We start from the raw sequence: 12817 nt of genomic DNA, 5'->3' as shown, positions 1-12817 counted from the left end.
GTAGGCATTCCTTCCTCCTAGACAAAGGTAGCCACCGCTCCAAATAAGTCAAGGGCTTCGCGAGTGGCCGCGCAAAATCCTTCGCGCGCCCAACGCCACCCTTGACTTATTTTCCGCTTGCGGCTGTTTACGGCCTACGAGGAAGAAATAAAAAAGTGTACTTATGCTGATTGATAACTTTGATCAACCATTTTGGCAAGAACGATTTCCTTTGTGGCGATAAAGGTTTCCCAAGGCGTTCTTCCATAGCAATACTTTCCCGGTGTGTGTCCGTTGCTCATTGTACTCGCTGATCCATTGATCAAGATCTGTCTGGAGCGATTCTAACGAATTGTAAAGCTTCCTTCTGAAAGCAAAGGCATAGAATTCATCTTGGATGGTCCTGTGGAAACGTTCACAGATTCCATTGCTTTTGCGGACTCTTAACTTTTGTTTTGGAATGCTCTACGTTTTCGATTCTCAGATAGGGTTCATACTCGTGATGCTCGGCCTTGCCACAATACTTCGTACCTCGATCTGTGAGCATGCGCAATAAAGGAATTTGTTGCTCCTCGAAGAATGGCATCACCTTGTCGTTGAGCATGTCCGTTGTAGTGATAGCATTCTTACGATCATAGAGCTTGGCAAATGCCACCTTGGTGTAAGTGTCAATGAAGGTCTGCTGATAGATTCGGCCAACGCCTTTAATGTTGCCAACATAATAAGTATCCTGAGCGCCTAAGTTAACCTGGATGCTCTGTCTCGATCTCCCCGAAGGCTTCGCGTTTCTCTCGCTTGCGTTCCATGGCAATCATTTGAGCTTCTGTGAGGATAAGTCCTTCCTGAGCAACCTTACCCTCCAGTGCAGCTAAACGCTTGGCAAATGTCTCCATATCATGACGCTGCCATACACAACGAACTCCGCACGGAGAAATGAATACACCTCGCTTTCTAAGCTCGTTAGCAACACGTACTTGCCCCAGCGCCGGTTGCTCGATAGCGATCTGAACAACCGCGTCTTCGATTTCTGGTTCGACTCGATTTTCGGGAATAGCCTTTCTTCGACTGACTTCCTTCAAAGCCAGTTCTCCACCCGTATCATAGAGTTCTTTGGTTCTGTAAAAGCTGTCGCGGGAATAACCCATCATTCGACATGCCTGGCTGACATTACCTAAATGTTCAGCCAGATTTATAAGACCTAATTTCGTTTTGATTACTTAGATTCTGTTCTCATTTTCTGACAGTTTAAAGGGTTTGACTTTAGATAGTTTGCACTTCTAAGTTAACCCAACGGTCAGATTAAGTCGGAACTACTACAAATAAAGCGCCAGTAGCCTTATTGATCCAGGGCTTTTTGGATTTCATTTGAAATCTCTCTTGGACGTTTGGCAAAATTCTGAATGACGTGGCCATTCCTGCCAATCAGGACGTAGTGTGGATATGAACCAATCTTGTAGCTCTGTTTAATTTTGTTTCCCCAGGCTTTGTTTGCAAAAAGATTCACCATTCTCAATTTGTGGGTTTTGATCATCTCTAGCCATTTTGCCTTGTTGGTGTACGTGCAAATGCTAATGATCTTTACGGGCTTCCCTTCGAATTTTTTCACTAAGTCGTTCTCAAAAGGAAATTCTTCAACGCAAGGTTTGCAGCCGGCGAACCAAAACGATAGATAAACAACTTCGCCTTTATACTGGCTTAATGATACAAGAGAGTCAATCTCATCTTCTAAGAAGAAGTCCGGAGCATTGTCGTGTGCACTCAACGCCAACACCTTCGCCTCAGCTGTTTTGCGTAAGTAGTCTGCCAGGTGTTGAAAGGTTGCTAGGAGTTTTATGCTGTCCAGGTCCTGAATGACATTAGATGGCGAGTCTCCCAACGATGTGCTGATGGACGATAACTTATAAAAGCCGGCCACCCTTTCACTCAATGCTTCGTCGGCCAATTGAAATTCCTTATGATGACCATAGTTGCCCTTGCCACGAGCAGACTTAAAGCCAAAATATTGAAGCAGGAACATTTCATAAGCGCCGTCGTGCACAGCTAACTCGTTGCTCAACGAAATTGATTTAAGGAAATCGAAATATCCTTCTGGGATATCCATCTTCTTTTTCATAATAAATTCCTGATATCCGATGGCATACACACGATTCATGGCATTGTTGTATCGCATCGCGTCATTTTCATATCTGATGAACCAGGAGGGCAAACTTTGTTTCGTCTGCACGGTCTTGCCTTCAATCGTTATTGTATTATCATTTGCCGACTTCCAAAATTTCTCCTCCTGAAGATATAAAATATCGGCCTTTGCTTTGAAATCGACCAGGGTCGTTGTGCTGGCGCTTGCATTCATCATTTGTTGCGCAACAGAAACTGGGAATTGGCGGGCCTTGTAAAGATAGTAGAGCTGCACATCTTTTGTTTTTCCCACATAGTCTACCATAGCGTCTCGTGTCGAATTGGTCAACTTGATGACTATAGTGTCACCTGGAATCATTAAAAGATGAAGGCGTTTATCGCCCACTGTAAGATCACCTTCTTGTAAACTACGAACCGGCACGTTTACGCTTACGGATTTTTGGTCCATAGAAATCGTGTCCCTGACTTCGGCACAATCAAATACGGGAAAAGTATGACAGGTGAAAAAGGAAATTGGGACAACTCCGGTAGGGTGACTGATGGTGAGTTTTATCATGGTTGTTCCGTCCAGATCGAAGCTTTGGCCAGAGGCATTCAATGCTGCTACTGCCAGGCTAACTACCACGAAAATTGTTCTTAAATGCATCTGGCTCCTATTTTTTATAGTATGATTAGCTACCGAGAGCCGCTGTAAATGGCTGATTTCTCAATAGTAAAGAAACATTTCTGCGGTCATAAAAAATTGTACGTTTCGGAATGCAAAGCATACTTAGTAATAAGACAATGGATCAATTCTGTTGAGTAAATTCTCAAGAGTTGTGTTTATAAGCAATTTGTCGATGTAAATTCGTTGACTTTATTTTGGTTCCATCTAAACGTTGATTGAAGATAACAGCGAGAAATAATGAAAAGAATTTTCTGTATTGTTTTGTTGGCAGTCATTTCTGAAGCATTGACTAGTTGTTCGTCGAAAAGGAATATTGGGCACAAACTGGAGAAAGGATTTATTCTGTTTACGGATCCAGATCATTGGTACTTCGTGCCGACAAAATCATTTGATGAAAGGAATTGTAATGGAAATTTTGCCAAAGCCAATTTCAATGAAGCGATACAGTTTAACCCTCATTTTGAAAACATTTCGATCGTTACAGATGCCCTTGACACCATGTTAGTTGACAACGTCGGTCCAGGATATCCGTCGTATATGTCTTCATTGAAAATTGCGCCCGTCGAACTCGAGTACGAAATCAATGAGAGTAGAATTGCAGAGTCGTCAATTTTTAAATTTGGTAAATCAATCAGAGGCGACAGCATTGCGTTTAAATACAATGTATTGCCGATTGCGATACATGGTGTTAGAGTTATAAATTGCCTGGCAGGGAAGTAGCGATGTGACTTGTCGCCCGGGAAGTGTTTTGTCGGGAATTGTCAAAACGCTGGTCTTATTGAATGTCGATTTTAGTTCGTGGGGGATTATGTAGGACATGATCCCTTTGGGGGCGTGTCAACAACAAAATTGAAAAGTTCGCTGCGCTCATTTTTCGTTTTGTGCCCGCTCCTCATGGAAGCGAGGCGCTTCATTCGGGGCGGGCACAAAACGAAAAACCCCGACCTGGTCGGGGCTTTTCAGTTTTTGTTGTTGCAGAGGAGGAGGGAGTTTTTGGCTTCATCAAACCTCTTGTATTTCAATTTGTTCGAAGGCGCCAAAAATCTTGGTGCACCGAATTTCCACCTTTCACTGTTAGTTCAACTCGTAATAGGAATAAAGGTAGCAAATTTTTTAGACATGTTCAGTCGCTGAACTGCTTGTACAGGCACTAAACATTATTCTTCACTTTCTTCTTTATAGGAAACTCAAATCCAAACTGCACATTCAGCACATCGCCATAGGGACTCTTGTGCTGCTTATCAAACGTGCGCAACATAATGATTGCCATGCCCTTCATATTCTTGATGAAGCGATATTCTTTTTTCGCGCCCACAAACACACCCCACCCATTCGCGTTGGCCCTGGTCGGGAAAGTTCAGGCGAGCAAGCGGTGGCATATAGGCGTTCATGGCTTCCACTTCGAGGCGTGGCGGAAATCCTTTCCGGGGTTTGAATCAGCCCCCATCGTCATGAAGTTTTCATGTGAAATGACACGCGATCAAGACGTCCCTTCGTCTTGTAAACCTTAACCTTCATTCCGGTCAGGAGAAATTCAATTTGTGCTTTGCTACGCCTGCTGTCGCTGCTGAAGAAGTACACCGTCATTCTTGGAGTACAGATCATGAGATCTGCTCCATAGAGGACACGCTACGAAATAATTCTTCATCGATTTTAACTCTCCCTTTTCCGCTTGCCGAACGATTGATTTTATCTGTAGGTCCAGTTCATCAACAGAAGATTTTAATCGGTCTATAATTTCTTTTTGATTTTTACACAAACTTGATTCACTCTGTATGAGTTGCAACAAACCCAAGATACTGGCAACGGGTCTTCTCATTTCATGAGATTGCTTCCATGTAATTTCAGCAAGCAATTTATTTTGCTGAAGTATATCTGACTCGTATCCTTTCTTTTCTGTAATATCATTTCTCACGGAAAAATATTCCAAAGGCTTTCCTGATTTGGAAATAAAAGGATATATAAAGGTATCAACCCAATAGAAACTTCCATTCTTCGCCCTGTTGCGAACCTCACCTCTCCAACTAATTCCCATACTAATGGTCTTCCACATGTCTACCCAGAACTGCTTCGGATGGTAGTTTGAGTTCACGATATTGTGGCTGCTGCCGATTAATTCCGTTTCGGAATAGCCACTTATTTTAACAAAGTTTGCATTAACGCTTGTAATTATCCCCTTTGAATTAGTTCGCGATAAAATAGAAGATGCCGATAACGCATGTTCCAGATTTTCATGTTCGTTCAACATTTTGTTATTTTTTTGCTACACAAAACTAGCCGTCGGCTAAGATCAGGCAATCAGGTCGTGCCGGATTTATTTACTAAGGGAACCCCTTCCTTACTATCAGGCTTTTCCTGATTTTTCCTAAAACTGACTTTAGTCATACTTCCTATTCAGCCAGTCGCTGCATTTTTGTTGAAAACAAAATCCTTATGAAAACTCACATCAAAAAAACATTACCACCAATACTACTATCCGTTATCGTATTGTGTTTGCTTGCAACGGAGTCATTGGGCAACTTTAATTCGCCTTGGTTAATGAGCTCTTCTGCTATTGTTGTTGTCAGTATGGTAGCCTTGTGCCTTCATCAAAAAATAAAGAACGAAAAACAATTACTTCAGGCATTCCAAACCGTTGAGGATCTTGTTTCTTCCTTTTTATTCAATCGCGGAAAAAATAGAACAGAAACCGCATTAGAAGATCTTGAGTCCGAATTAAAGAAAGCCACCAGATTCATAAAAGATATTGGCGAAGGAAAATTTGACACAGATTACGCAGGAATGACACTTGAGCTAAATGAACTGAATCAAAACAACCTGTCGGGCGAGCTGTTGCATATGAAAAGACAAATGCAGCATGTAGCCGAAGAAGAACGGCAACGGACCTGGGTTGCTACTGGCCTGGCTCGCTTTTCGGAAATTGTTCGTCAACAAAACAAACTAATCGATGATGTATTAAATCAATTCATCAGTGAACTGGTCAAGTATATGGGTGCTAACCAAGGCGGAATTTTTATTGTCGATGATGAAGATCCAAAAAATATTGTCCTCGAATTAAGAGGTTGTTATGCCTATGGAAGAAGGAAATTTATTGAACGAACCATCACACCGGGTGAAGGTTTGGTGGGCCAGGCGTATATCGAAGGAGATACTATCTACCTGACAGACGTTCCCAAAAACTATGTGAGCATTACATCCGGCTTGGGAGAAGCCACTCCCCGGTGTGTTATACTCGTGCCACTGAAAAATCACGATACGATTGAAGGCATTATCGAGGTAGCAACGTTTGAAGTTTGGAAAAAACACGAAATGGATTTCTTGTCAAGGGTGGGAGAAATTCTAGGCTCGGCAATCAGTGGAATAAAAGTAAATGAGGTAACAAAAAAACTACTGGCCGATAGTCGTGAGCAAGCAGAACAATTGCGCGCACAGGAAGAAGAATTGCGGCAAAACCTGGAAGAAATTAATGCTACTCAGGAAGCAGTGGAGCGGAAATCACGGGAGGCAATGATACACAATACCAAACTTAATGCAATCCTGGAATCGGCTGTAGATACCATCATAACGCTAAACGAGGATGGCCAAATCGACTCGATCAATCGTGCCGGTATTGAATTGTTTGGTTACGCTGAAAATGAAATCATCGGAAAAAATATAAATGCCATTGTTAAACAATCGCAGCAAGATATCCATGATCAATTCAGGGTCAATAATTTTGAAATTGCCATCACAAACTGCATTGGACAAACCTGTAAAATGGTAGCTGTTCGAAAATCAGGAAGTTCATTACCCATTGAATTGGCTGTCAACGTGGCCAATATTGGCGGTAAGAAAATCTTCACGGGTATATTGCGAGATATCAGCGAGCGAATCAAGGCAGAAAACAATCAGTTGCAATACATTGAAGAATTACGCGCTCAGGAAGAAGAGCTCAAGCAAAACATGGAAGAGCTTCAGGCAACGCAGGAGGAAATTCAGAGGCAGATGTTAGAGACCGCAAAACTAAACCGCGAACTAGACGCACGAGTAGCTGCGCTAAACACCAGCACCATTATGTCCGAATCAGATTTGTACGGTAATATTTTATATGTGAACGATAAATTTTGTGAAGTATCTCAGTACAGTCGCGAAGAATTAATTGGCAAACCTCATAAAGTTGTGCGCCATGAACATATGCCTAAAGAAGTCTTTAAGCTGATGTGGGAAACGATTAAGGCAGGAAAGGTCTTCCGCGGCATCGTGAAGAACAGAAAAAAAGATGGAAGTCATTATTGGGTAGATGCCATTATATCACCAGTGTTGGATGATGAGCGTAAACCCATAAAATATATTGGTGTTCGGTATGTCATCGAAAACGATGTTTTGGGCGAAAAGCTTTTTTATGATCAATTACTTGCGCTTGGATTGTTGGATAAAAATATAAAATCACATGAACTTCAATTGGCACACGTATGATCCATCAAAAAAAAGTATGGGTAGTAGATGACGATGACATTCAACGTTTTCTCATGGCGAGAATTTTAGGTAAAATGGAAAGTGTGTCGTCTATTTCCTATTTTAAAAATGGATGGGAAGCATTAGAACAGTTAATGAAGGCAGTGCATATGCCAGACCTTTTACCGGATGTTATTTTTCTGGATTTACAAATGCCAATTATGGATGGATGGAGTTTTCTTGAAATTGTGGAACAAAAATGGTCGCAGCGTTTGAATGGCTTAAAGTTATACATTGTTACCTCCTCTGTAGCACAGGCCGACAAGGATCGAGCCTTTGCCCACAAATGGGTTTCTGGATTTATCACTAAACCCTTTGAGCCTGCTGGACTAAAAGCCATTTGCGAGGCAGCCTAAATCCGATAATGTGGGCATCCTCAATCTGTACAATAATTTCATAGAAATAAAAACTTGTCAGTTCTTTTAACAGAGCAGAATTTGTGATTGAAATTGAAGATTCAGGGATGAGGATTTTGTCAAAGTGGTCGTTCCGCGCGCCACCTAACGTGTTGACATTCTGTAGTGAGCACATTTTGTATCGGGAAATAGAAACCTCTAAACCATTTGAAGCTTGAACAACACCGGTTTATGTGTGATAGCTAGTACTTGATCTGACAATTGAGCTAGGCATTCCTTCCTTCTAGGCAAAGGTAGCCACCGCTCCAAATAAGTCAAGGGCTTCGCGAGTGGCCGCGCAAAACCCTTCGCACGTCCAAAGCCACCCTTGACTTCTTTTCCGCTTGCGGCTGTTTACGGCCCACGAGAAAATGAAAAAGTGTATTCATGCTGATTGATAACTTTGGTCAGCCATTTTAGCAAGGGCGATTTCCTTTGTGGCGGTAAAGGTTTCCCAAGGCGTCCTTCCGTAGCAATACTTCCCGGTGTGTGTCCGCTGCTCATTGTACTCGCAGATCCAGGTAGTTAGTTGTGACTTGGTCGCTAATGCAATGCGCAGCCAGTAAAATTGTGTTATTTATTTTGTTTTACTTGACCATGAACATCTCATGAGGACGTGGATATTAATTGCAGTTATTTTCCTTACATCGACATCTTGCGAAATAATGAACGGGGGATTGAGTAGTTATGTCACTTGGACCATTTCGTCACCTAAAGGCGATGTGGAGCGAAAACTTGATAGATTAGTTCAAGCTATTGTCAGAAGAATGGAAAGACATTCGACTAAGGTGCATACAGCAATATGGCTATTTGGAAGGAGGGTCTTTTATTTTTCGACTGATCCAAAGGAAATGTTCTATGCGTCAATTTGATCACGTCGGAACTACTCTCTGAAGTGAAAGAAAAGTTTACGAAGCGCCTCTGCCTTTCGAGAGAATTTTTCTATCGTCTGAAATCATCTCAAATGTTGTTGTCATTATTAACAGAATTGAAAACTTCTCTTTATTCGGAAAAATAAGATTCGAAAGCAGATGGTACACTGGCTTCGGTGGCGAACCGCACATCGATGAAGTTCCTATTTGGACACCTGGGTAAAATCTGACTCACTGGAAAAAGGTCAATCCGGGATTTTTACTTTGAATGGGTCTTGTTATCTTAAGATACATTAAAAATAAATTCATTTAATATGTAGAAAAATGAAAAAGGCCTTCAAAAACCCTCTCCACTCAGGCAGCTTGATAATCTGCCTGGCGTTATCTTCCATTATATTTTCCGGGTGCGAAGACAACACTCCTTGCAAGAGATGCGATGCCGCATTCGCACGCCAGCGAAAGGTGAAACAAATCACTCACACCGACGCGGCCCTTATTGTAAAAGAGCGGTTCAGATTCTTTTACCAGAACAATCTGATCGACAGTATTGTCAAAGTGAGCTATGCCGACGCGGCGTCGCGCGGTGACAGTACTGTTACGCGCCTCAAGGTTTATTATGGTGGCGACTGCCTGCCTTCGTCCTATGAGGCAAAGACATATGCCATGGAAGCACCGGTGTCAGTGGAGAAAGGCTTCTTCACATACAGCGCATCGGGCATCATCAACAAGCACCTGGCGTTCTATCCCGATGAGAATTTCCTGGTGGTGGACAAGACTGCCGACATTGATTATACGAACAATGCGTCTGGGCAGGTACTGACACGCAACGGCACCGACTATGGCATTCTTGTGTATCCGGAGCCGTACGGAAACAAAAATTCGTACACGTACACAGGCAGCAACATCACGAAAGTGGTGACGTGGAAGGAACAGGCCGGGTATAATCTTACCAACGTTTTTGACAATCGTAACAACCCGTTCAACATTCAAGGTGGTATCCTGTATTACTTGTCACTTACCTCGTATCCGGATGAAGAATTTTACGAGACGATCTGCAGAGATCAGAACAATCCCACGTCTATAGTATTTAAGGGCACCGATACGGCCAACAGCTTTGTGACGATCACGTCTACGTTTACGTACACCTATGATGTGCTGAGTTATCCCACCAAAGTGAGCATTGTTCAGGCTACTATTGACGAGGTGCATGGCAACAGCCAGCAGAACCTGGGGACGTATCAGTTTTCGTATTATTAATCCGGTTGGCGCCTGATAAGGCGAAGCTGGCGGATAGTTTGATATATACCATACCGTTTGATCAAAGATTAAATCATAACCCTCTCTTATGAAAACCCCTCTCGTTCAAAAACTCAGCTTGCTGGGTTCACTTCTATTGTTGCTCACCTTAGTTCCGGTCTCCTGCAAAAAGATCGAAGTGCGACCGGACGTGGGCATGCGTGGTGTTGACTTGTCGCAAGACCAGGAAGTGAATCCTGCCTTTGAAATGAATCCGCCAATCGCCAAAAACATCGTCATTCAAAAGCTCGACGACAAAGTGAACAACTTGCTGGTGATCGCCGACTTCGGTAAAGGTATTCTCAAATCGCGCTATCACGCCATCGAACTGGCGTCGGGCAAAGTCGTGCTGCGCGACGATGGCAAGGGCGTGGATGAGAAGGCCGACGACGGCAAGTTCTCCATCGCCATGCACGACGACCTCGATGCGCTGGAACAAGACATTGCTGCCGTCGAGAAAAATCGCGGGCTGTTGGAAAAAGAAATGGCGGTTGGGTTCAACAGCCGCGAAGTCGTGCAGCGCGACGTGTCGTTCCTGAAAGACATCCGTCTCGAAGATTTCAGGAAGGGCAGAAGAATTCCTACCCCACCCAACCGTTTGTGCAGAGCACTGCTCGATGTGTCGCCGGAGCATTCGCTGATGGTGGTTAATGCCGGCGTAGTGAGCAGCACGGAAGCGCAAAACACGGGAGCCTGGACGTTCGGCACCCTGCTGAACAACGTAGCCAACGAAGCCGTTACAGGCGTGAGTGCGTCGACGCTGCTGAAAAACTTGTTGTTGATCTTCCAGCACGATATGATGGTCAATTCAGATCTGGCTGCTGCGCGGGGGCACGTTGTTCAGGTGATCATTAATCTTGTTGAAGAAAGCAGCCATCCTGATCCGACTACCTGGGATCTTTCCAACTGGCAAAATATGCCAATCGATCCTTATAAACTCAGGGCGCCGCTTGTTGCCATTGTGAACCGGCTCGACTTGCGGGGCAATATGGGCTACGGACAGCTCAACAGTGGTGAAGGACGTTTTGTCTTCGCGTTGGTTGCTCCCAATGGCGACACCATGGGAACCCTCATTTTTGAGTACAGCATTCCGATCCGTACCTGTGTCGATTTGAGAGATTATGCCCAACGATGGTACGATCTCAAAAACCAACCCCTTGGCTCTCCGGCTTACAATAGCGCCTTGAAAGCAATAACGGATGTGTTTGCAACAGCCAATGCCGACCCCTCGCGCACCAATGGCAGCGCTCTGAAAGTAGTGCGCACCAACGAATTTTGGCTTGACACCGAGGGTCATTGGGAAATGCGCGAGTTCAAATTAGATCCTGACACGCATCAATTTGTATTGTCCACCACGGCGCAAGAACCGAGTGAGAAGTTCAACGAAGCCTCGGCCGTAGACACACCACCGGATGTGAATAACCTGGTAGCGTGGATTAACGCCCACGAGGCCGAAGTAATCGCCGACAAACATAGCGTTCCCCTAACGGTGGAAGACCAGATGACCCACACCCAAGTGCCATTCCTTGGCGCCAAGGCCAACGTTGAAAACGGAAGATGGAATGCCCCGGGTGTGGTGCCTGAAGCCCGTCATCATTTTTCACTGAACACATGCACAGGCTGTCACCGGCAGGAAACAAACACGCCCGACTTCCGGCACATCGGCCCCAGCGTAGGCTTCGGCACGGTACTCTCCGGATTTCTGACCGGCATCGACGTGCCCGACCCTGTGCAGCCGTTGATCATGCATCACTTCAACGACCTGGCGTTTCGCGAAGACAAGCTGGAAGAACTTTTGTGTACGAACTGCCGGCGGCCATTCCTGGACCTGGTAGACTTGCTTGCACTCCAGGCAAATGCGATGGTGCATTGACGGGTTAATATGAAAACTATTGCTTGCTTAGCAGTCAACTTCCGTAATGTGTCCCATTTTCCCTGCCCGATAGTCGGTGAGAATCCAGAACCCTTTGACTACTTGTTTCAGGATGGCGTGCCAAGCTAAAGTTACCTGAGGACTTGAACTACGTCTAGGTTTCGAACCACTTGATTGCTAGACTTGTTTCTGGTCAAAGGTGGCGGAATTGGGTGGTCACGTGATCTGAAAATTCATGGTCAGGGCAAAACGGAAAAAGATAGTCAGTCTCTTCGGATTCTCCAACAGTGGGCCTGTAGTTATCCCAACTGGGATAAGATTTAGATTCATACCAATGGGCTTTCAATTCACTAAGGAAGAAGGAGAAAACTTGATTATAGGCCTTGTGTCTAGTTCATTGGGACAATCTGGAATAAATGTAATATATAGCGCTGACGGAGTGACGATGGGGAAGACTTCTCTCAGGCGCGTTGATTTTCCTTGCTGCGCCTTTGGTCACAAGTAATCAAGATTGGGAGAAGCTGCTTGGGGCGACGTGGTTCTGGCAACGGGCCAAAAAAATGCAGGTTACAATTTTGACACGTCTGGACAGTGGTGGGATTCAGGTAGGGTTTTCAAAAAAGAATGACAATGGCTACAATTAAATTGACTAACGGATTTCATGATCATTCAGGAATAGGGAATATTCTGACAGGAACACTCGTGAAAGGAAATGTGAACCTTGATGAACGACTATTCATTGACGGCGCTAGCGTGCCTATCTTAAAGATTGAAACAGATAGCGTGACCTTTCCAGGTATGATCATGATTGAGATAACAGTTCCCAAAAACGCAGGCATTGTCTGGCATAAGTACTATGGACGAATTGTTAATACTGATAAAGCTGATAAGCAAGAAAGTAGGGGATGATGTTTCGTGTAGTGTAACGGAAAATTAAATAACTAGATGTTGTCCTTGCGTCTTTGCTCGCCATCGGTCAATAGTCCAACATCGTAGGAGTGGGCAAAAGGGAATTGTTGGGGATTTTCAAATTGGTGGGGCTCAATAAATTTGCAAACCATTGCTATATTCGGTGTACCGATTCTCCACCCGGTGCAATACAAAC

8 protein-coding genes and 1 pseudogene are annotated in these 12817 nt (G+C 44.1%); 6 read left to right on the top strand and 3 right to left on the bottom strand.

Annotated elements, in window-relative coordinates:
- Positions 1-161 precede the first annotated feature (161 nt).
- A pseudogene (locus JI741_RS09250) lies at positions 162-1193 on the bottom strand (IS481 family transposase).
- 122 nt (positions 1194-1315) lie between these two features.
- Positions 1316-2761, bottom strand: coding sequence for a TlpA family protein disulfide reductase (locus tag JI741_RS09245; protein ID WP_202008788.1), 1446 nt, complete (start codon positions 2759-2761; stop codon positions 1316-1318).
- 258 nt (positions 2762-3019) lie between these two features.
- Between JI741_RS09245 and JI741_RS09240 the strand changes: the two genes are divergently transcribed.
- Positions 3020-3502 (top strand): hypothetical protein, encoded by a 483-nt coding sequence (locus JI741_RS09240; protein ID WP_202008787.1) that lies wholly within the window; start codon positions 3020-3022, stop codon positions 3500-3502.
- Between the two features lie 829 nt (positions 3503-4331).
- Here the strand turns inward: JI741_RS09240 and JI741_RS09235 are convergent.
- The gene (locus tag JI741_RS09235; protein ID WP_202008786.1) at positions 4332-5030 is read right to left on the bottom strand and encodes a PAS domain S-box protein; all 699 of its coding nucleotides are present in this window, start codon (positions 5028-5030) and stop codon (positions 4332-4334) included.
- A gap of 185 nt (positions 5031-5215) precedes the next feature.
- Between JI741_RS09235 and JI741_RS09230 the strand changes: the two genes are divergently transcribed.
- The 5 genes from JI741_RS09230 to JI741_RS09210 all read left to right on the top strand — a co-directional run bounded on the left by JI741_RS09230 (position 5216) and on the right by JI741_RS09210 (position 12621).
- The gene (locus tag JI741_RS09230; protein ID WP_202008785.1) at positions 5216-7237 is read left to right on the top strand and encodes a PAS domain S-box protein; all 2022 of its coding nucleotides are present in this window, start codon (positions 5216-5218) and stop codon (positions 7235-7237) included.
- Entirely contained in the window at positions 7234-7632 is a 399-nt protein-coding gene (locus tag JI741_RS09225) for a response regulator (protein WP_202008784.1), read from the top strand. The genes JI741_RS09230 and JI741_RS09225 overlap by 4 nt, the downstream gene beginning before the upstream one ends.
- Positions 7633-9005: 1373 nt before the next feature.
- Positions 9006-9800: a hypothetical protein gene (locus JI741_RS09220; RefSeq protein WP_202008783.1), complete on the top strand. Its 795-nt coding sequence runs from the start codon at positions 9006-9008 to the stop codon at positions 9798-9800.
- 88 nt (positions 9801-9888) lie between these two features.
- Positions 9889-11712, top strand: a complete 1824-nt coding sequence (locus tag JI741_RS09215; protein ID WP_202008782.1) for a hypothetical protein — start codon at positions 9889-9891, stop codon at positions 11710-11712.
- A gap of 630 nt (positions 11713-12342) precedes the next feature.
- Complete coding sequence (locus tag JI741_RS09210; RefSeq protein WP_202008781.1) at positions 12343-12621, top strand: hypothetical protein; 279 nt, start codon at positions 12343-12345, stop codon at positions 12619-12621.
- Positions 12622-12817 lie beyond the last annotated feature (196 nt).

It is taken from the genome of Chryseolinea lacunae (genome assembly GCF_016735595.1).
In the GTDB taxonomy this organism is placed as follows: Bacteria; Bacteroidota; Bacteroidia; order Cytophagales; family Cyclobacteriaceae; genus Chryseolinea; species Chryseolinea lacunae.
This window is presented reverse-complemented; position numbering and strand designations above follow the sequence as displayed.